Genomic DNA, 21,190 nt, shown 5'->3' with positions numbered 1-21,190 from the left:
CACCCACCCAATCGTTTGGAACGGGTGGCTCAGTTTTCAACCGTCACAATGGCTCACTTTTCGACCATCACCGACAGGAATCCGGCTCAGGGACTGACACAGCGCCCTCTGGAGCCATTCAGCCGTTACCTGGACCAGCTTGAACTGTCGAGGGGAACGTCTTGGCCGGAATTTTCGGAGCTGTATGTTGTCGCAGGCAGCTGTTCGAAACGCCGAGCCGCAGTCAGAGGGGCCAAGGAACCAACAGTTTTCATCTGCGCAGCGGGTCATGTCATCAGGCGGTCTTGCTCGAAGGTGGTCAAAGCCCTTGCCCTTGGTAATCCTTTATGTTCAGTATGTTCCGGGCTGACGGCTTTAGCCGGGTATAACTCGATAGCTGAGAGCCACCCCTGGCTGGCCGTGGAATGGGACCTGACGCGCAATGTATTAGAACCAGGGGACGTGGTGTCGGGTAGCGGCAAGATGGTGCACTGGATCTGCCGCAAGGGGCACCGGTACCCTGCCACCGTTGCTAACCGCGCCCGCAACGGCTCCGGATGCGCAGTGTGCGCAAACTTTGCTGTCCTGGCAGGCACTAACGATCTAGCAACGACCCACCCTGCCTTGGCCGCGGAATGGCATCCGGACCTAAACGGAGACGTCCGACCCGACCACGTCATCAGCGGCTCAGGCTACAAATTTGCCTGGCTGTGCCCCAACGGCCACACCTACTGGAAAAAGATTCAGAAGCGAAAAAGCGGCCAAGGATGCTCCATCTGCTCGGGCCGGCGCCTTGAAGCAGGAATCAATGACCTCGGAACGACCCATCCCGACATCGCAGCGGAATGGCATCCTACTAAGAACGGAGAAAGAACGCCCCAACAGGTGACGTTCGGGAGCGAAGATCTAATTTACTGGCTCTGCCCAAAGGGACACGACTATCCGGCTCCAATAAACAACCGCACCGGGCCCAAGAAGTGTGGTTGCCCCTACTGCTCGCACCGTAAACTCTGGCCGGGATTTAACGACTTGGCCACCCAGTACCCTGGTCTGGCCCGAGACTGGGCCCCTGACCTGAACGGCGGGCTGACAGCTTCCGAAGTCCTTCCCGGCAGCTGCCTTCGAGGGTGGCGGTGCCCCTTCGGACACGAAAAACACATGATGTTCCGCAACCGGCTCCGAGCCGGGGGATGCACGGCCTGCCCCGTCGACCAGCGCGCAGCCCGCAACGGGCCTAACAGCTGACCGCATCCAGCCCCCATTCCTCCCAAAGCTTGTGGCAGTCCAAGCATTTGTAGTGGCGTGGGGAAAGTCCGAGCGCCCATTGACGTAGGAGTGATATGAAATGCATCCAAGCCCAACTCAGACGATCGACGTGGTGATATACGCCGACCCCGCACCGTGGTGGCAGATAGTGGCTGCTGTGGGGCCAGTCATGCTTATTTTTGTCATTGAATTGGTGCTCATCGTGTTATTGGTTCTGCGAAGCTTCCGGCGTAGGCGCGGAGGCTTCCACGCTGGGCAGGGCAGTGAAGTTGACTGGGAGCATATGCGGTGGGCTCTGGACGCCTCTGTGTCCGACGAGCCGCGAAGGGCCAGAATGGGCCGGCGCGCGATAGATTCCCTGTCCCGGCTTCGGCTGAGGAAGGAAGATCGTGACTTGTTGGCTGCAGCCGCCGTACGGCGTCCCCCCTCCGTCAGCTCGGAGAGACGCGGAACTGAGGAAAGACCGAGTTAATGAAGCGACGTGGTCAGTACAGAGGGCCCGCCGGACTCTGCCCGTGGTCGCCTCATTTGGCTGTCGTTGTCGGCCGGGTGGTGTACTTGGCTCCGATGATTTCGTAGGTCGTCAGCTTCCCCGTGACGCGGACCTTTTCTCGTTGAACACGACGAGATTGTGTCCTCCTGGATGTACGGAGCTGGCGTACTTGATGCCCTCGATACCGATAGATTTCACAAATTCACAGATGTACTGGCTCGCTGCGTACTCCACGCCGTTGTCTGAACGCCGCACTGGCTTCGAGAGTTCGAGGCCGAGCCGCTTGAGAAGCTTGTAGCTGTACAGCTGACTGAACTTGTCGTCTTCGAGGACGAACGGATTCAGCGGCTGGATCGCCGAAAGGTCCAGGAAGGTAATTTCGTCAGTGGTTTCGAAAGCGCCACAGTGATCGCGCTGTGCGTGGACGGGCGGATCTCGGCGATACAGGTGTCTTCATCAAAGGCCAAGTAGAGGCGGGGAATGCCCGTAGGGTTGCCTCTTCCGCCGGTGGCCCTCTTGGGTGGTGGCGTTCCCCTCTTCCCGCGCGGGATGGGGCTTCCATCAGGGCTTATCCGTCCGCGGTAGAAGCTTGTCCTGGCATGGATGCGGCGCAGACTGCGCCCGATGACGTGATCCAGAACCAGGGGGTCAATAGCTCCGGAGGGGAAAGAGCGGTTCGCTTAACCAGGTCATGGGCGAAGTCATCCCAGACAGTGGAGTAGTTGTCGACGTTGGTACCGTTCACGGGCGGGACTGCTGAAGGTTTGCTTGACAAGCTGTCAACTAGACCTTCAGCAGACCCGTTCAAGTTCTTCGCCGTCGCGACGGAGCTGTGAGAATCGAGCTTCTAAGAAGTCAACTAGCGTTGAAGTCGCCGCCATGTTCCGGGCGATGGTTCGGTGGTCTAGATTGACCACGTACTGGCTCCCAGTAGCTGTCGTGACCAGGTAACGCCCGCAGTCGTTGGAGATTGCTCGTGGCATACGGCGAGCCTATAGGTGCCGCAAGGCGTCCATCATGGCTGGTGGCCAGCATGCCGCCTCGGGAACTAGACGGAGGCAACGGGTCTTGCGGCGACCGTCGAAGCACCCGCATGATCGCTGCTTCGCTCAGCAAGGGTGCTCACGGCCAATGAAGCAGGAAGAAGTTCAGCAAACTTCAGCGTTCTGAGGGCTCGGTCGTCAACCCGTGGAAGTAGGCTCGGCGCCTCGTCTTTGAGCAATAGCACGATCTGCCTCATGGCCTCAGTCAGAGCCGGAGTGGTGGTGTCGCCGCGTAATCCGATTTGCCAGTTGTTGTGGGCCCGCGATTCGTCCAGTAAGTCAGGTGCCAGGTCGAGCAACCCCGCGACCAGCACGGCGTTCGCGCGGGCGCCGGCCCAAGTCCACCAGCGAAGTCTCCCGTTAGGCTCGCGGACTAAAACTGTGGAACCATCCAGTACCCGCTGGGAATACTCCTCCCGCAGCTCGCCCAACTTGGTCGCAGCCCTTTTGGATAGCAAGACGCCGGCGGGAGTGGCCCCGAGAAGCACCCGCCGCGTTGCATCGCTCAGGGCATAGGACTCCGGCTGCGGCATGCTTGACCATTTGGAGTCCGCGGCGTTTGCCGATGGTTCAACGTAGGCGCGGTGGCGTTTCCAATCGACGTAGTTCACTTGCCAAGCCCTGCCTCCGAGTGTAAGGAGGCGTGGACCATCGACTTTGCGCTGGAGGACCATTGGGTCAACGGAGCCGATTTCCTCGCGCCCGTGCAGAATGACTACCTGCGGGTCAGCCGTGAACACGGCCATGAGGTCCCGGTAGTGGATGCCCCCGTACTTACGCTCAGCCTCAGGACCCATGAAGAGCATTCCCTGGTCGGAATCGAGGTGTCCCGTTTTCACCAACCAGGCGGCAATCTTCTGCCACTCGACTGGAGAGGCGAGCTCGAGCCCAGAGAACCACTCGTCCCAAGTATTGGCCCCGATTCGCCGTTCCTGGAGTGTCAGCCCCAAAAGTTGTTGTGCTGCCACGTGCAAAGGAGTCGGCGGGGGAGTGACAGGCTCCACATAGCCCTCAGACCAGAGCAACAGTAGGCCACAGGCGCGAAGGAACTGCGCGTCGTCCGTGGACAGGAACAGCATGTTCCGCTCGGTTCCCTGTCGGCGGCCGGTCCGGCCGAGCCGCTGCAATACCGACGCCACGGTGCGCGGTGCACCGATCTGGACGACCCTATCGAGGTCGCCTACGTCGATGCCGAGTTCCAAGGTAGAAGTGGAGACGATGACGCAATTGCGGGCCTGCGAGAATGCTGTTTCAGCCTGCCTGCGCGCGTCCACGGACAAGGATGAATGCGAAACGAAAGTCTCCACCTCAAGGTCGCGCAGCCCCAGCGACACCTTTTCCACCGTTCGTCGCGAATCTGCGAAGACGAGGCGTTTCTCGCCGCGATGCAGGGCAGCGATCACTTTGGCGGCATTCAGGTCGCTCCCCACGAAGTCGAGTTGCATCTCCGGTAAGGCCGCAGAGCCACCGTCCGGAGCAATGACGGACGCAGGTTTCTCCGAGATCCGATTGCTACCTTGCAGCCAAGACAAGAGTTCCGGCGCATTGCCTACCGTCGCGGACAGTCCGATCCTCTGGAGGGGACGGCCAGACAGCTTAGAAATGCGTTCCACAACTCCCAAGAAGTGCCAACCCCGATCGTCACCGGCAAAGGCATGGACCTCGTCGACGACGATGGCACGTACATCTGCAAAGAGTTGTCGCGGATCCGCCAGGGTGGAGACCAGCATGGACTCGAGCGATTCCGGGGTCGTCAGCAGGATGTCCGGTCGGTCAAAGACCTGACGCTTGCGGGCGCCTGCAGTGGTGTCGCCGTGCCGGACCGCCGCGGTGCGTCCGAGCCAGCCAGCGTAGGAAGCGATCCGAGGCTCCAAGTTATTCAGCAGCGCGCGCAACGGACATACGTAGAGCACGGAGGTGCCGGACCAGCCATCCTCAGCCATGCGGGTCAGCAACGGGAACAAGGCTGCTTCGGTCTTACCGCCAGCTGTGGGAGCCAGGAGCAGGCAATCGTTGCCGCCCAGTACGGGACCAATGGACTCTGACTGCAACGGCCGCAGGCTGCCCCAGCCCAGCGTGTTGGCGATATGGTGCTGGACCACGCTGTTCAGCGCCTCGAAACCCACACGCTGCGTCATAGGTTGAGTTCGACGTCGTCCGCGGTTGCCACATAGCCGCCGGCCACTCCGACGGTGCCGCCAACGGCGTTGCGTTCCTCCGGGCTTAGTTCCTCGCGGGCCAGGGTTAAAGCGTAGTGCTGGCGCGGATCGAAGTCAGCGAACTGGTCAACGCGGTCTAGTACGTCACTGATGAGCTTTTTGAGGAAGATCCTTGGCGCGATGCCCACCTTGCCGCCCAGACCACCGGTCACCGCGCCGGCCAGCTCAGTGACGTAGGGATCGTCGACGAGCTGGCGGATACGGTCAGGAGCGTCGGCACCGAGAAGGTAAAGGTCCCGTACCTTGATACCCAACGCTTCAAGCGCTTCACGGTCAAAGCCGGCCAAACGGATCTGTACGGCCCGGGGGTTGTCGAAGCGCGAATCGGTGCCGAAATCCGTCGCCAAGCGCTGTGCAAGGGGCGCCAGGCGGGGCACTCCCGATGGGCCAGTGAAGAAAGCCGGTGTTCCAGTCAGAACCAGATACAGCCCTGGGAACCGACCGGAATCCACTTCGTCCATGAGCTGGCGCAGCGCGTTGAGGGCTTTGTCCCGCACATCCGAGCGCATTCGTTGCAGGGTCTCGACCTCGTCCAAAACCACCAGCAGGCCGGGATGCCCGGCGTCGCGCAGGATCAGCAGCAGACCCTGCAGGAATCCCAAGGCACCGAAGTGATCGAGATCGCCACGGATGCCGGCCCCGCGCTTGGCCGCAGCGCCCACATGAGGCTGCCCACCGAGCCATGCGGCAAGCCCGTCCGCGACCACAGCATCTCCAGCGGCTACGGCCGCACGGTAACCGCGGAGTGCCTGGGCAAAGGCAGGTGTCTTCGCACTGACCTCGGCCAATCGCCGGTCCAGCAACTCATCCGCGGCAGCCGCTAACTCAGCCGCTGAAGCGGTAGCCAGCGCGGGGTCTGCGGCGATGGCATCGTCCTCAAGGGTGAACAGCCAAGCATCCAGGACGGAACGGAACGCGCTGGGCGCCACCGAAGCAGTGCGCAGCGATTCGGTGATCCGCCGGTAGACGGTTTCAAGCTTATGCAGCGGGGACTCAGTCTCGGAAATCTGCACTTCGGCGGCGGCGAAACCCTTCTTGAGCGCCTTCTCCGCAAGATGCCGGGTGTAGAACGTCTTACCCGTGCCGTACTCACCACGGACAGCCTTGACCACGGCACCACTACCTGCGACCGTCTCGAGTTCCTCGTCGACGGCGCGCTGGAAACGCTCCAGACCGACGGCCAGCAGATCGAGCCCGTTGGAAGGAACCGTGCCGCGCCGCAACGCGTCGATCACTTCACGGCGCCTGCGAGGCGAGACGTCAGCCACGATCTGTCACCCCGAACTGTTCGCGGAGCAGCCGTGCGTCCAGGACCAGCATGGAACCGTCGACACGCAACACCCCGTAGCCTTCGACGTTGAGCAGCTTCTGCAGTTGGGCCACCGCGCCATCCATGCGCGCGGGTGCGACCTGGAGGACGACGGCGGCAGCCTCCTTGGCCAAGCGGGTCCCGGGCCCGGCGGCCAGCGCATCGAGCAGCGAAGCGAGTTGGTTATCGGAGACTGCGAGTCGGCCCGCGATCCCTTTCTGCGCCTTGTACATGCTTGAGGACACCACGGCGGCGCCCAACCGCGGCGCAGCGGGCATCTGGTCTGGGGAGTCGAGGATGTCGAGCATCGATGGAGTGTTGTCCTTGGCGGTCTTCGTCAGCCCGGCACCCGGGATCGCCGGGCGCACCGCGGCGCCGGTGGCCACAACCGACCACCACAGCGGTTCCTGTGACGGCGCCAGCTTCCACCCGCCGGGGACGTTGTCGCCTGGAATTAAGACAACGACCGGAATGACAACCTCTGCGGGGGAAGCGCCCCCGTGGTATCCGGCCTTGATCGGTCCGTAGCGCAGGGTTTCATCGACGGCGAGTACTGCGCGCCCTCCCTCGGCGAGAACCCGGCGTCCTTGGACAAGAACCTCATCTTCACCAATAGGGGTCTCCGGCAGCCGGGACCGTGCGCTGCTCGCTTCACCGAACGCGCGCAGTTCCCCGCGGCGACGCTCCACGATGTGCCCGTGATCGGACGTCATGACCACGGTGCGTCCGGCGGCCATCGCGGCGGATAGCAACGGTCGCAGGTGCCGGACGGTGTCAGGCGTCCACGTGGTTCCGGCCGGGTCGCTCTTGTCCAGGGCGTCATCAATGGTGTTCAGAACGCAGGCCACGAGCGGGGTCCGTTGGTCGGCGATGGCAACGGAAATGTCGTCCTGCAGGGCCAATCCAGGACGTGACGAATCCAGGGGCGCCTTGTGGAAGAGCTGTGATTGGGCGATCCCGCCGGCCTTTGTCACTGCGGCGAAGCCGGACAATTCGCGGGACTGCCCTCCCGACGTCAACTCGCCGCTGAACAAGGAAGCTCGGCTGAGGTTCGTGAGCGTTGGCAGCACGGCCACGGCGGACCCACGGCGTTCCGATGCAGCCGGAATAACCTCGGCCCAGCCCTCGTTCCCGTGGAGCACGGTGGAGGAGAGTTCCGCGGCGCTGGCGGCGCTCATGCCGTCGAGAACCAGGAGGAGTGTGTTCTTTGCTCGGGCGAGCGGCAGAACCACTGAGGGCAGCAAGCGCTCCAGATGCCACACGGGGTCTCCTGCGCCGTCCAAGTGGCCTGTCGCTCTGCCTTCGTCCAAGGAGGTCGACGTGGCCAGCAGCCGCGCAAATTCTCGGTCATGGCCGTGGCGCCGTTGCTCAGTGAGTCGCAGGATGGTGGCGAGACCTTCGCCCAAGAGTTGGTCGCTGACGCCGGCAGCCACGTCGTTGTAGGCGGCGTCGACCCAAGCGTGGACGTGAGCATGCAAATGCACGGCATCGATGAAACCGTTGGGAAGAGTGTTTTTGCCGGTGAGCCAGCGGGCCAATCTGACGGCAGCGTGGAATGGGGCCACGCGCGGATCCTGGGCGTTGCCTCGTAGCGGATATGCCAGACGGTGGTCTTCGGCCGCTGCCCAGGCCTTTTCCACGGCGTCGATCCCGGACTCAGGGAAAGAACGTAGCATTTCCGCGAGCCGTTGTAGCATCGCGGTGAGTCCCGCGGGGAGCAGCTGCGAATCTCGGCCCAAGCTGGAAGCCTGGATCTTAGTGAGTAATCTGTCGGCCGCCTGCAAGGCCGCGTGGGCCTCCTGCCAGCGAGCCGGATCCTCCAGTTGCGCTTCGACAACGTTGCGGGCTGACTTACCGAGTGCCGCCAGCATGGAGGGGGTAATGGGTTCCGCGGAACCGGCCCAGAGGTGCTCGAGCCGTGCCAGCGCAAGCTCGCTGAGCTGCCGGTCCTGGGCTGTCCGCCCCCCAGTCTCGGTAAGCACGTTCAAGGCGATGCCGACCGGCACTGCTTCGGCGGCGCGGCCGGTGAGAAGAAACCTCAGGAGCGGCTTCCCTGCCAGCCCTGCGCGGTCGGTCAGCCATTGAAGAACTGCGTCAGCAAGTTCGTCACCGCCAAACTCGCGCAGGTCTGCCATACGATCTGTGGCATCGGTCCGCATGGTCCATTCGAGGACGCTGAGGCCATCTACCGGACCACGCTGCAGTGCCAGCTGCCGCTCCGCGACTGAAGCGAAGGCATGGTCGATGGTCAGGACTGCTCCGGGAGCTGCAGGCCATCCTTCATCCGGGGTGATGCGCAATAGGCCTTGTGCCACTGGCAGCCGCTGCTTGAGAGTGGACAGCGGGCGGTCGATTCGATCAGCACCGAAACGTTCCTTGAGTGCTTCCCACGCACCTGGTGTCTGAAGCCTCTGGTTCGCAAAGTGCCCAAGGATTCCGGCCCCCAGATCCTCTTCCGGCCGGTCCGTCAGGATCACGAGCCATTCATTACCGGCACGGTTGCGCAACGCGTCTCGGATGGCCAGCGACGAAACACACGGCAGTACGTGTACTCGTTCCCCGGAATCCGCAAAGCGTCGTTCAGCATCGGCGTCCGGGACTGCACGGAGACCGATCACGCGCTGAGTGCCGTGCTTGCGGGCCGCGGAAATAAGGGAACGGACAACTGCGGTGCTCACCGTGCCCTGAACGACTGCCTGGCCGTTCACCCGACGATCCTCCATTGCACCTCGACACGGCGACCAGGGTTTTCAAGGATGAACTCCTGCAGTTCGGCTACCACGTTGTCTCCGCCACGGGCTGTGCGCCACTCACCACCTGGAGTTACTGACTGCGGCGGCGTGAGCGGAAGGTCGACATCGTCCGGACGTTCGGGTTTACCTTCGGTAGGTTCGGGTGTAACCACCGGTGGAACAGGTGGAGAGACAGGAATGGGAGGCATGACAGGTGGGGGCGACGCCGTGGCGAGCCAATCAAATATTCCGTCTTCGGCGGTCTTGAGCGCCTTCGCGCATGCGTAGGCGTGCTCATGGCCGCTCAGGGCGGTCGTGAGCTGGTCGAGGATGTTTTGGGCGGCATCCGCGCGAGTATCTTGCCCCTTGGCAGCTTCACGGACGGGAGCCAGCCGGTTCCACGCGAAGGTCGATACGGCTGCGGCAACTTCCTTGGCGCGGGCCAGGGATGCTGCCGCTTCCTCTGGCGAAGCCGGGAGATCAAGGCCAGCCAGGGTCTGGATCAGCGTGACACCGTTCTGGTGCTGCAGCGCTCCCAGAGTAGATGCAATCCCGCGGGCAAGTTGAAGGCGTGGCCCGCCGTCGATCCCGAGTCTTGTTGCGGCGGACTCCAAGGCGTTGACGAGCACATCAGCATCAGTAACAGTGCGGCGTGCGAGCGTTCGGGTCGCGTCGGCAAGGGTGGCCACGGCGGCCGGGGTGCGGTACTTTGGAGCCTCGATACCCAAGACGCGGCCCGTGGTGGCCCGGGCGGCCTCCCATTCCTCTTCAGTGGGCATCGGCTGCGGGCGCAGCTCCATGCTGGGCTGGAGCGAACCAGGCGGTGGGGTGGCGGATAAGGCTCCGCCATGGTTGAACCAGGCACGCTGGCGCAACAAACCCCACGCGATGACGATCAGGTCCGAGACCTCGTTGCGCAGCCCATGTGCCGGTTCGACTCCGGCGATGATTTCGCGCAGCTTCGAAACGGTGACGGGGTCGTCATTGCCTATGCCGGCGCGGGAGAGCCCTCGCTCAAGCGCGGCACCCCACGGTCCGAAGCGGCCGTCACCGAAGAGGAAATGAGTTTCTCCTGCGAGCCCGACTTCTAAAGGGTTGGCGATCCTGCGGACTGTCCGGGCATCTCCCGGGTAGGGGGCGCGGCCTTCAGGATCGGCAGCGGCGGCCTCAAGCGCGGCGGCAACCGCCTTGAGGTCGGCAACCCTGACCTCGGTGTCCTCCGGCTCGAAGCGAGGGTGGCCCGGGTAAGCGGATTCGAAAGCACGATTCACTAACTGCCTGAAACCTGCCCCGAGGGTGGCCCCGACAGGGGGCTGCGGCACGTACTCCGGGTCCAGGGAGTACAGGACCTCCACGTGCGCGGGATCTTCGAGCAGGGCCCCGGGTGCGGGGGTCGCTGCTCCGTAAGCCTGCTGGATGATACGTAGCAAGCCCTCGCGCAGGGCCGCTTGCTGAGATTCGAGGATGCCGCGGGCCTGTTGGCGGTCGACTTCACTGAGGTGATTGGCGTGGCTGTTCCACCGGTCTCCGGTGCCTTCCAACAACCAGTCGAGAACCACGAGCCGGCGCAAGTCACGCATCGAATCTGACGAGAGGAAGCGGGGTAGCCAGACGACCGTTCGCGAGGTGAAATTGCGGGCGCGCAAGTTTTCGATGCGCTCGATGTCCTCGGTGGCGGTGTGCTGTTGTTCATCGAAGGGGTGGTCGACGACGAAGCGCCAGGCGCCGGCCCCTGCACGGAAATGCTCGTCTGTGAGCCAGCCTGCATCGCGCACATTGCCGAAGACCAGTTCGACCTCGCGTTTGGAGCCGCGCCAAACCACCGGGTGCCGGTAAACGTTCCATGCATCGGGGTCGCCGAGTTCCAGGCCGAGCCCTTCGGCTACCAGCTTGCGGATAAGCTCACGCTGGCGCCCGGGGTTGTCTTCGCCTTTGGCTTTCTCCACGATTGACTCGTAGTCCACATTAGACAGTTGGACCCGGATGATGGGGTTCAGCGGTTCCGAGCCCACATGGATTTCGGGCACCTCACGGGACCAGTTCTTGACCTTGGCCAGCACAATGTTGGCCTCTCCGCCGGGCAGCGGGGAAGCGATGGATCCGTGGTTCAGCGAAGCGAGCCGGGCCGCCGTCAGCGCCTTCAGGGCGGGGACGTTGGGAGCGACAGCGGAGAGCAGTAGCGTCTTGGCGAGTCGGTCGTCCGCGCGAAATGCCGGAGTCAGCCGGGACTGGTCCTGCAGGTCGGCAGCGGCAAGGTGGTGGGTCGAGAGAAGCTTGGGCAGCAGCTTGTCCTGGTACAGCTGGGTGGCGGATCGGAAGAGCGCCGCAGCCTGCGCGTCGAGGGCGGCCCCGGCCTGACCCTTGACGATGTAATCGAAACTGTCGCCTACGGGTATGACCTCCTCGATGCTCATCGTGTTCCGACGGTCAACCAGCATCTGCTGCATGACTTTCAGTGCGGTGCGGTCGCGCTGCATGACGCTGGCCAGGGAACGCAAGGTGGAGACCAAGGCGGGGGCAAACGGGTAGGTGAGCCGGAAGGCTTTCTCATCCGAACCACGGTGCTGGTCATCGGAATTGACCCCGTCAAGCAGCACGTCCCAGACTTTAGGGTTGCGGTCCAGCCGGGTGAAGGCATCGTCTACGGACTGTCTGGCGGAGTCGTCCGTGGGCTTCAGGAGGCGCTTGCTGGCGACGAACGGGAGGTTGTCATCGCCCAGTTCGATCTTTGCGAAGCGTCCCTCCTGGTGCCGGAACGCGGATTCGAGCGCCTCCTGCTGGACACCGTTGGCACCGGCGTCGGCGAACCACTTACGCAGGTCCATCTGCCTGGCCACAAAGGAGACCAGCGGGGCCTCAAGGCTCCCGTAGGAGCCCTCCACTAATTTAGTCAGCTTCTGCGATTCCCGGCGGAAAAACTCCGGTTCATGCATGCCGAAGGCAAGCCAGAGGACCAGTTCATCGAGGAACAGGACGACGGCGTCGTACCCCAGCGACTTGGCGTGTGCAGACATGGCGGCGAGGCCTGTGTCCAGATCCACGTACTCACCGGAGCGTACGTAGGCCTTGAAGTACGTCCCGACCAGGGCGCTGACAAGCGACTGTCGCTCTACGCTCTGAGCCGGCGCGGTGAGAGCAGTCTTATAGCGGTCGAGCCCCCAGCCGCTTGAGCCGAGCAAGCCGGAAAATTCATCGAACTCATCGTCGACCTGCCCGCCGCCCAGGCCCTGAAGGAACGCATCGTCTCCGATCTGCTGTCGCAGATTCTCGGCGTCCTCAAGGAGTGCGTCGGACGCGAAGAGGGCGGGCAAGGATGTACCATTGTGCGCGACTTGGATATGGCGGACGTAGGCGTCGAAGATGACTTGTTCCATCGACTTGCCGTCCAAGAAATGGAAGGCCAGCGGCAGAATATTCCGGCCGGACAAGACGGAGTCATGGCGGGCCACGGTTTCCTGCAGCTCCGCTACTGAACGTGCCTTCGGATCATGACGCAGCAGCGCGTGAAGGACAGCCATGAAGTGGGACTTACCAGAGCCGAAGGACCCGGTCAGGAACGCCCCGCGGTTGATGCCCGTGGTGAGCGCGTTGGACACTAGTCCCATTGCGGAATCGAACGCCTCGACCAAAGATGGCGTGACTACATAGTCGTCGAGGGCGTGCCGGGCGCCGTCGCCGCTGACGGCGTCGGTGAGGCGGAGGACATAGTCCTCCACGCCCGCGCGTTCAGGAATGTCGAAGACGTTGCGAAGCAGGATGGTCATGCGTTCTCCTTGACGGCACGGCGGCCGCGGGTGGCCGTGGCAGGACGCCATGCCTTCAGATCGGTGTTCGAGACATTGAGCTGGGTCATCCGTTCCTCCAATTGTCCGGAACAGAACTCGGCCATGCTCATGCCGAAGTTCGGATCCAGATCGCCATGCCACTGCTCCACCCATGGCAGTACTTCCGCCATACCGGCTATCAGTGGGATCAGCTGAGCATCTTCCGAACCTTCGGCGATCCGTTCATCCATGATGGTGGCCAGAACGAGGAACTGCTGGACGTGGTCCCACCCCGCCCAGCCGAGCAGCAACGTCGGGTCAGTAGAACGTCCCGCGTCCGGGTACAGGATGAACCGTTCCTTGGGCAGGTCGAGTTTTCCGCGGGCTTGCCACCAGGACGTGTTCCGAAAGTCTGCAGTGGTGTATTTAGGCGGAACTGGGATCTTGCCGACTTTTTCGCCATTGTCTTCCCGCCGCTGCAGCTCCCAGGTTTCCCCCCACGCTTCGCGCTTGCGCAAGCCGGGTTCCTTGAGCCGCTGGGCGGCCAGATAAGGGACAGCTTCGTCGGTCAGCAGCCTGGTGAGGGCCTTGGAGACGTCGACGTCGATAGTTCCGTCCCACAGCGCCAAAACGCTGACTAGGTCAGCGTCGCGGGATACCATGTCGGCCAGCTGGGAGAGGCTGCGCGCCGTCGGGCGGTCCTGCGCGTCGAACCAGAAGGAGGGAACTTCCAGCCTGTCCAGAAGCCAGCCGCGCAGGGCCTGTTCCTGCTGCTTGTCCCACGGCTCGGTTGCCCAGCGCCGCTTGAACTCGGGCTTCTCGAGGAACCGAATGTTGGGGTTGGTTTCGATGACACCGAGCCGGCGCTCTACAAGTTCTCGGTAGTCTGCCGGCCATTCGGGAGGGATCTCGGTGACCTGTGTGGAGCCGTGGCGGGAGAACCATGCGGACGAAGTGGTGCCGTTGGCGATCTGTCGTGCCAGCACGATTTCGAAGACCCGCTGTCCAAGCTCGAGCGCCGGCAACGATTCACACTTGTAGGTCAGGTCCTCATCGATCAGTCCATAAAGGCGGTACGTCTCCCAGTCCAATTCCTCCTGGGCCGCCACCATCTGACCAAGGAGATTCTGGGCCAACTTCCGGGCATCCGACAGTGCAGAAGCTGTCGGATGCGCGGTCTCCACGCAAGAGGAGGGAGATACTGCTGCTATAGATTGCGCGAGCTCATCGAGGTGCCGACCCCGGCTCAGCGGCATCGATGAAGGCAGCGGAAAGTCCTGCAGTGTTGTGCCCGTGAATTCGTAACGGTCCGACCATGGCTGCTGCGAGACGCGCGCGCCATCGTTTCCAACAGGATCGCCGCCTTTTGGGTAGCTGTTCTGTTTTAGCCAGAAGCAAGCGGTCGAGGAATTGAGGACGCCGAGTAGGGCAAGGTGTTCATCCTCCGAGGCTCCCTCTGGCAGCTTGATCACGGGGGCGGACTGTTTGAAAACTTTCCCCCCGCGGTCGAGTACAAAATGGTTATGCGTCGCGACGAACGCGAACGTAATGGAGAGGGGGATTCGATAACGCTTGTCGAAAAACATCGAGTACTCGTACCACTCAAGCCCACGTTCGATCTGCGTCAAGCCGTACGCAACTCGGGACGCCAGCATGGATCTGTAGGGCCAAAGAAACTTCAATATGTGCGAATCGGCGTGGCCCTTCAGCGTTGAGGCGTCGTAGGGCCAAAGTGCTACAACAGCATCACTAACTCGCCAATCACGAACTACCTCCCCGGCGACAAGCGGCAGCATATTCTCTTTTGCGATCCTTTTTCGGCGAAGGGTCGCCTCCCCTACTAAGTAGGCTTCATCTTCACGAGTTACGGCAGCAAAGCCGATCTCTTTGCTCACATCTCCCAGGGCCTGGTTGGCAGATAGCGAAATCGCATCCATCAGGGCCGTGGCCCCACCGCCCGTTAAGCTCCACGGATGGGTGGCGAAGCTACGACGGGGAAGGTCGGCAACGGAAATCCATTGGTCATTGTGTCCGGGCATATCGATGTGGTCTGTGATTGCTCGCCATACTATCCCGTTGGCCGGGTCCGAGGGCTGCCCCGGTTCCCCCTGCACGCCTAGGACGGCACGCACTGTCTGGCTGACGGGGTGTTGGTGCCGGCCAACAAGGATGACCGTCGGGGTGCCGTGGCCGGGGATGTAAGCGCCGGAAGTGTCCACGACCAGACGCAGGTCCTGCCGAGTGAGGTACTCCTCGATGATCTTGGACCCGAACTCTCGTTTCATGAAGGAGTTCGAGGTGATCTGGCCCGTCCAGCCCGCGGGCTGGGAATCGGTACCGTGTTTGGCCAAACCAAAGAACCGCTCCATGAACGGCACGGACAAGGCATAAGTTCCCTTACACGTCTTGTACAGCTTGCGGTAAGCCGCGTTAAGGGTCTTGTCCTTAACCGTGATGTAGGGCGGATTGCCTACCACCACGTCGTACTGACCTGGCCTTAGGATCCGCTTGAGCTGTTCGAGGTCCTCGGTGGCGTATGCGAATCCGGATAACTCCGCATCGGCGTCGAAGCCCTCAAATCGGAACTCGCGCTGCGCCCGTCCATGCAGCAGCGAGTCGCCGACGGCCAAGTGGAAGCTGAAGTCGGGAGCCCGCTCCAGATCGAGCTCGTCCGTAGCCTGAAGTGCGGCGATGGTGAGCCGGAAGCGGGCGATGGCCACCGCAAAGGGATTGAGGTCCACGCCGTGGATCGCGTTGAGTGCCTTTTGAACGCGGTCGCGGGCTTCCAGGTTCGGTGCCTTGGAGTCCCACGCTGATAGCAGCCGCTGGAATCCGCCAAGAAGGAAGTGCCCGGAGCCGCAGGTGGGGTCGATGAGCTTGAACCCTTCCAGCGGGCGCTCGGCCAACGCAGGGGTAAGGGTTTGGTCGAGGATGAATTCCTCGACGAACTCGGGGGTCTGGAGCAGTGCGAAGGTCTTCTTCGCGTATTCAGAGAGGTCCTGGTAAAGGTCGCCCAGGAAGCGGGTGGAAAGTTCGCCATCCTGGAAGTCGTAGACCGGGACGCCTGCCTCGTCGGTGGCGCGCCAGAAGTCCAGGATTTCCTTGGCCATGGCACCGGACGGGGAGACCTGCCAGAGTGCGGCGTGTTCGTCGACCAGGGCAGCGGTGGCCGGGAAGGACCGCAGGTGGGTAATGCCTTCCAGAATCCATTCGCGCCACGTGTTTTCGGGGTGGGCGCGGAAGTAGGCGTTTTCGGCGTCGAACGCTTCCTGGCGGCGGGCGCCGGGACCGGAGATCCAGACCTTGGAGAGCAATGCATTGTCCTCGCAGAAGCGCAGGAAAACCGTGGTGAGGACCCAGCCGACGGCAGCCTGGGTGATGCGGTCGTCACGCCAGCTGACCCAGGCGGAGGAGGTGCGCTCGGCGCGCAGGGCCTCCGCATGCTCGGACTGCCACTTGGCTTTGAGCTCCCGATCTTCTTCCAGCCTGGCGCGCAGGTCGTCTTCGACCCGGAGTACCAGCTTCTGCAGCTTGGGGGTGAGTTCCTTGCCAATGGTCATGCGGTGGCTCCTTCGACGGCTGCCGGGATGAGGTCTGTCTGGGCGTCAATCCAGGCGGTTTCGACACGGAGATACTGGTTAGGGGAGGTCTGAACCGAGGCGCCGTCGAGCAGCGGTCCTTGGTTCGCTCCGACCTGGGGCAGAATCACCCACACCGCCTGGCCGCGGGGGGTGGCCAGATCGCTCCAACGCCGGATGAGATCGGCATGTCCATAGCGGACCAAGGGGGAAGCTTCGACGATGAGGACCGGTCGGGATTCCTGTTCGGGAACGTCGGCAGTCGCCTGCGCGATGGCCGTCTCGACAACGGGCACGGCCAGCTTCACTGCTGCGGACACACCGCGGGAAGCCCGGTCATTCTCGGGCTGCGCGTCCGCGCGCACCAGCGCCTCCCAGGACGGGAAACCCTCCCGGAGGCTCAGGGACTTCAGCTCGTCCAGCAGCAGTGCAGTGACATCGATCCGTTGCGCGTTGAACTCCGCTTCCAGCCGGTCGGCCAGCGCGCCGCAGCGGTCGGCGCGGGCACCCAACGCCAGGAAGGACCGCAGGGTGACACTTTCGGTAAGCCTTTGCTCCGGGGTGTATGCGCCGGACCCAAGGCCGCCGACATGCGTTCCTGTGCCTAGACGTGAGGAACTGCTCTGTGATGGTTCCACAATGGTGGGCGCACCGTATGTCCCGGAATCGGGGTCGTGGACCAGGTCCAGGCCAGCCTCACGGAGAAGCTCGGCGAGACGTCCTGACGTCGGAAGACCCTGCACGGCCGGGAAGCGGACGCGCACGCGGTCCACGATTTCGCGGGGCGAAAGTCGCTGCGGCCCCGCCACTCCGCGCAGGGCAAGCCCCAGCGCCTCGACCTGGGACAGATCCCGGTGGTGCAGCTCGCCGGAACCGGACGCTGCGGCATGACGGGACAGCGCGGCGGCCAAGCGGGCCAGCCGGACCCTATCGCGCAGCAAAGGCTCTTCGATGCCTGCAGCGTCGAGTATCGCCGACAGCCGCTGCTGGACCCGTTCGGCAGGAACAAGGGCGGGCTGCGCCGTCGACTCCGCAAGCAGCGCATCGCCTTCACGGCCCAGTCGTTCTGCCACATCTAGCAACGGTGCCTCGCTGGCGATCAACAGCGCGCTGCCCTCCCGCCGGCGCAGTTCAAGGGGTTCGTCGTTGACATCTGCGCGCTTGAGGGCCCGCTGACGGTCAATGACGATCCGCAGGAGACCTCGGGCGATGCGTTCGTTCTCGCCGGTTCGCTCGGACTCGATCGTGGTCTGGGCGAGCACTTCTGCGGCCAGTTCGTCGACCGTTGCCGTCCCGCCAAGGGCAGCAAGGCGTTGGTTTACCACGCTGGTCAGGTGACGCAGGTAGCCCAGCACGCGTGGTTCCTCGGCCCAGGAAGTCTGGAGTTTCCCGACGAGCTGGTTCGCGCCGGCCGCAGTGACAGGGTTGGGCAGGTTTGCACCCAGCTGCGCCTGGGTGGCAAACGCGTCCACATCGCCGTAGGTGCCAAGGATCAGGCCGGCGGCAGCTCGGGACTGCACTGCCTTCCGTGTTCCAGCTGCCTCGATGAGCTGTTCGGCAAGGGCCAGCACCGAGGGAAGCGGAGCGGTCGTCTGGTTTCCCTGCTTCTTCTCTCCGAACTTTTCCCGCCAGAGGCTTGCTCGCGCGGAAGCCTCCCGGCGGGTGGCGAGTGCAACGCCCCGAAGGGCGTTGAGCCGGATTGGGTCGACGGCCGTGAGCTCCCCAACCGTGGTGACTCCGAGCGGTTCCAGGGCGGAGAGGGCGCGCGCCGAAAGGCCGGACTGCTCCAGCGGGGTGGCCGGTGTGGCCACAGCCGCGAGTTCATCCGAGTTCTCCGGGGCGGTGGTGGCATCTGTCGGGAACGCAGCCCGCCAGTTTTCCAGCATCTCCGTAGCGGTGTCATAGCGTCGCTTGGCTTCGCGGGCCAGCGCCGTGCGGAAGAAGGAGACGAGGCGCGGGGCAACGGCCCGGTCGAAGTCGTGGGCCTCGATGGTGGCTTCGTCCGGTACGGACGCGGGGTTGGCAAGCGGGTCACCATAGAACGGCGTGTGGCCGGTTGCCATTTCAAACAGTACGACGGCGGCGGCGTACCGTTCCGCCGCGGAATCGAACCGCGAGCGGAGGCCACCGAGGAATGGATCCAGATAGGGAGGGGTGCCTGCAGCTATGTCCGATGCCGCAGCACGGGACAGGGAGAAGTCGAACAGTACGAGGTGTTTGCCGCTGCGCTCCGTCCGAACGCCCAAGTTGCCTGGCTTGATGTCGCGGTGATCAACACCGTCCTTGTCCAGCTGGACAAGTGCCTCAAGGAGGTCCCGGCCGAGTCTTTCCAGCAGGTCCAGGGAGAGACGTTTACGCTCGCGCAGCAGCTCGCTGAGCGTTTGCTCGCCAGCGCTCTCCAGCAGCAAGGCTGAGCGGTCGCCGAGGGAGAGCGGCCCATCGACAATCTTGACCAAGCGCGGACCGGACAGCGCACGCAACACTGCGGCCTCTTCGTGGAGCCGTTGCGCCGCCTTCGCGTCCACCGCAACCTTCAACACCCGCTGCGCGCCGTCGTCGTCCGCGTCTTTAACCAGCAGCCCGACCGCAGTCGAGCCGCGCCCGAGCCGGCGAACGACAGTAAATCGTCCGTCAGCCAAAACCGTGCCCGGAGCAGCCTCGACGGCGTCGACGTCCTCACTTGCTAAGGCGGAGGGCGAGGAGGAATCGAACAAGGCGTCCACGAACTTACCAACGCCGTCGAACCGCTCGCCGGGGGCGGGCCTGGTGGCACCCAGCACGGCTTCGCGGATGCTTGGCGAGATAGAGGGCAGCTCGAGGGACAGGTCCAGGCCACGCTGGTTCCGGAGGCGCTCCGCAAGGACCAGCGACGAATCAGCGGGACGTTGCGATGCGAGGATGAAGTAAGCCAAGGCTCCAAGAGAAAAGACGTCCACCCGGATACGATCTGCTGATTCCGGTTGCCAGCGTCCCTCTGGGGCTTCAAAAGCTTCGGTCAGCCACGCGTCTGCCTGATTGGGGTCCGGCCTGCGGTCCAGCAAGGAAGTGACGCCGTCGGCGGCGTGCCCGGTGAGGACCTGACCTGAGGCTAGGCCAGCGCTTTGCCAGTCGCCGATAAGGACCTTGGGCTGTCCGTGAACAGTCTTGACCCAGACGGCCTTCGGACTCAATCCACGGTGGACCACTTGGTTACGGTGCGCGTAGTCTAGGGCTTCTGCCAGCTGACGGATGATGGACAAGCGCTGATCCAAGGGCAGCCCGTTAGGCTGCCCCGCGAGCCAGAGATCCAGTCGCTGCATGCCATCGGAATAGTCGTAAACCAATCCGACCCCGAGCTCAGAGTCGACCAGATCGCGGGGCCTCAAGAGCCCGTCATGTGAAAGCCGACTCATGAGCCGGAACTCGTGTTCGGCGATCTTGTAGTTGCGGCTGGCTACGGACTGCGATGTTCCCGGCGGCGTGACCTGGAAACGGATCCGGACCGTTTCCTGCTTGGAGACCTTGTGATAGCCGCTCCAGTCTTGCCATCCCGGGCCCTCGTCAAGGGCTCCGTCTGCAATGATCCACGACCCCGCCTCGCGTTCGCGGCGCTGGACCAGGCCGATGCGCGCCATGAGATCTACGAGGATCGCTTCCTGGTTCTGACCGATGGCAGCGTTGGCACGAGGTTCCTGGCCAATGAGATCGCTGATGCCAGGAAGATGGCTGATAGCTTCCGCTTCATCGAGTCCATAGAGACCGAGCGCCGAGGAAGGGGGGAGTTCGCTGACAAACCGCGGGTGGTGAAGGAATACGGCCTGATTGACGAAGGGGACAAGGCCGCGCACCTCGTCGAACCCAATGCCCTTTTCGCGTGCCCAGTCAGCGAGGGCGTCTTTGAGCTTTGAGGCCAGGTACTGCGCCTTGCGCCTTGCTAGCAGAAGGGGAGAAGGTTCAGCGCGTCTACCGTCACGGAGCCACTGAGTGTCATTGCCGGTCAGCCGGCCGGAATAATACTTGAGCTCCAAGAGGTGGAGGCCGCCACGGCCGAGTAAGAGAGCGTCGACTTCATGCCAGCCGCCGCGGCCGTCCCGGAACTCGAAGTTGCTCCATACTCGGTAGGGGCTCTGCGCTGGGATCTTGTTCCTGAGGTAGGCAAGGCCCTCGATCTCATGCGGGAACTGCGAATCGCTTACTTCGATCCAGCGGTCTTGCTCCACACCAGTTCCCCCACGAGACATGCTTCCGTACATATAGACACCACTGGCTTACATTACCAACCTTGCGAGGTGTGTTTACGGTCCTGGCTCGCCCGTGGCCGGCGAGTTGCGGGGTTTCGGTCAGGGGAGCCTAGAGCTTGTCGATCCAGGTGTCTTCTTCCCGGTTGTCCCAAGCCGAGCCGGAGGTAGGTTCGGACTTGCTACCCCATCCCTCAATGCGTGCCAGCACCTGGCGAACGTCGCGTGAATACAGTTCCCGGATGTTCGAGATCCTTCGGATGACGCAGCTTTGAATGACCTCCTGGCGTTCAGCCATATCGGCGATTCCGGCAGTGTCAAAGGCACTTCGGATGCTCGCGATCTGTTCGGGAGAGATCGGAACGTCTTCGATGACTAGAGAAGGGGGTGCTGCCGCGGGCAGGTCGAAGAGCCCTGGTTCCTCATGAGTCATTTGTGCGGGAGATCCTTAGTGCGGCTGGGGCGGGGGAAACGCTATTTTATCCGGGTCGGCGGTGCCGCCATAGCCAGATTTCCGGCGCAGTCGGCACCCGGCCTGGTGTTCCTAGTAACCACCTCCTGCTGCAGGCACCTAGCCGGCGTTCCCGTTC

10 protein-coding genes are annotated in these 21,190 nt (G+C 63.1%); 1 reads left to right on the top strand and 9 read right to left on the bottom strand.

What is annotated here, in order from left to right:
- The first annotated feature begins 48 nt into the window (after positions 1 to 48).
- Positions 49 to 1,224, top strand: a complete 1,176-nt coding sequence (locus PV768_RS20070; RefSeq protein ID WP_421093998.1) for a zinc-ribbon domain-containing protein — start codon at positions 49 to 51, stop codon at positions 1,222 to 1,224.
- 604 nt (positions 1,225 to 1,828) lie between these two features.
- Here the strand turns inward: PV768_RS20070 and PV768_RS20065 are convergent.
- From PV768_RS20065 to PV768_RS20025, 9 genes are all read right to left on the bottom strand, one after another.
- Positions 1,829 to 2,044, bottom strand: coding sequence for an RES family NAD+ phosphorylase (locus PV768_RS20065; protein WP_421093997.1), 216 nt, complete (start codon positions 2,042 to 2,044; stop codon positions 1,829 to 1,831).
- A 35-nt stretch (positions 2,045 to 2,079) separates the two neighbouring features.
- Positions 2,080 to 2,289, bottom strand: a complete 210-nt coding sequence (locus tag PV768_RS20060; protein ID WP_421093996.1) for an RES domain-containing protein — start codon at positions 2,287 to 2,289, stop codon at positions 2,080 to 2,082.
- Between the two features lie 497 nt (positions 2,290 to 2,786).
- Positions 2,787 to 4,919 (bottom strand): DEAD/DEAH box helicase, encoded by a 2,133-nt coding sequence (locus PV768_RS20055; protein ID WP_321213710.1) that lies wholly within the window; start codon positions 4,917 to 4,919, stop codon positions 2,787 to 2,789.
- Positions 4,916 to 6,268, bottom strand: coding sequence for a BREX system ATP-binding protein BrxD (gene brxD / locus PV768_RS20050; protein ID WP_321213709.1), 1,353 nt, complete (start codon positions 6,266 to 6,268; stop codon positions 4,916 to 4,918). Before brxD ends, PV768_RS20055 begins: the two co-directional genes overlap by 4 nt.
- Positions 6,261 to 9,017 (bottom strand): BREX-2 system phosphatase PglZ, encoded by a 2,757-nt coding sequence (gene pglZ / locus PV768_RS20045; protein WP_421093995.1) that lies wholly within the window; start codon positions 9,015 to 9,017, stop codon positions 6,261 to 6,263. Before pglZ ends, brxD begins: the two co-directional genes overlap by 8 nt.
- The gene (locus PV768_RS20040) at positions 9,014 to 12,805 is read right to left on the bottom strand and encodes a DUF6079 family protein (RefSeq protein ID WP_321213707.1); all 3,792 of its coding nucleotides are present in this window, start codon (positions 12,803 to 12,805) and stop codon (positions 9,014 to 9,016) included. The genes pglZ and PV768_RS20040 overlap by 4 nt, the downstream gene beginning before the upstream one ends.
- Entirely contained in the window at positions 12,802 to 16,365 is a 3,564-nt protein-coding gene (gene pglX / locus PV768_RS20035; protein WP_321213706.1) for a BREX-2 system adenine-specific DNA-methyltransferase PglX, read from the bottom strand. Before pglX ends, PV768_RS20040 begins: the two co-directional genes overlap by 4 nt.
- Complete coding sequence (gene pglW / locus PV768_RS20030) at positions 16,362 to 20,582, bottom strand: BREX system serine/threonine kinase PglW (RefSeq protein WP_321213705.1); 4,221 nt, start codon at positions 20,580 to 20,582, stop codon at positions 16,362 to 16,364. Before pglW ends, pglX begins: the two co-directional genes overlap by 4 nt.
- Positions 20,583 to 20,712: 130 nt before the next feature.
- Complete coding sequence (locus PV768_RS20025; protein WP_321213704.1) at positions 20,713 to 21,033, bottom strand: hypothetical protein; 321 nt, start codon at positions 21,031 to 21,033, stop codon at positions 20,713 to 20,715.
- Positions 21,034 to 21,190 lie beyond the last annotated feature (157 nt).

Source organism: Pseudarthrobacter sp. CC4 (assembly GCF_048957775.1).
Taxonomy (GTDB): domain Bacteria; phylum Actinomycetota; class Actinomycetes; order Actinomycetales; family Micrococcaceae; genus Arthrobacter.
This window is presented reverse-complemented; position numbering and strand designations above follow the sequence as displayed.